The sequence below is a fragment of the Burkholderia sp. Se-20378 genome, from assembly GCF_017104665.1.
Classification (GTDB): domain Bacteria; phylum Pseudomonadota; class Gammaproteobacteria; order Burkholderiales; family Burkholderiaceae; genus Burkholderia; species Burkholderia lata.
The window spans coordinates 1-576 of sequence record NZ_JAAGPG010001224.1 but is presented as its reverse complement, the minus strand read 5'-3'; the positions used below and the strand labels follow the sequence as shown (position 1 = coordinate 576).

The following is a 576-nucleotide window of genomic DNA, read 5'->3' as shown; positions in this document are numbered from 1 at the left end:
CCATGCTGCGCGGAGAAACCCGTGCGCAGGTAGTCGAACAGCGCGCCTTCGGTCCACGGCACCGGCGAAGCCGGCGACGCGACGAGCGGCGGCGCGACCCATCCCTCGGCCTCGCCGCCCGACAGGTATGCAACACCGCCCTTCTCCGCACCCAGCGCGTTGCGCGGCGTATGGCACGCGCCGCAGTGCCCGGCGCCGTCGACCAGATACTTGCCGCGATTCCACATCGCGGAGCGCGCCGGGTCCGGCGCGAACGGCCGCGCATCGTGAAACAGCCAGTTCCAGCCGGCCACGAGGCGCCGCTGGTCGAGCGGGAACGGCAGCTTCGTCTTCGGCGGCACGTGCTTCACCGGCGGCTGCGACATCAGGTACGCATAGAGCGCGAGCAAGTCGGGCTCGCTCAGCTTCGCGAACGCCGTGTACGGGAACGCCGGGTACAGGTGCGTGCCGTCGCGCGAGATGCCTTCGCGCATCGCGCGCGCGAACGCCGGATACGACCACGTGCCGATGCCGGTTTCCGGATCGGGTGTGAGGTTCGTCGTGTAGATCGTGCCGAACGGCGTATCGAGCGCGAGA

Annotated in this window: 1 pseudogene; it reads right to left on the bottom strand. The window is 70.0% G+C overall.

The features are described from left to right. Positions 1-576: pseudogene (locus tag G3N93_RS41135) on the bottom strand (cytochrome c); the annotation flags it as partial.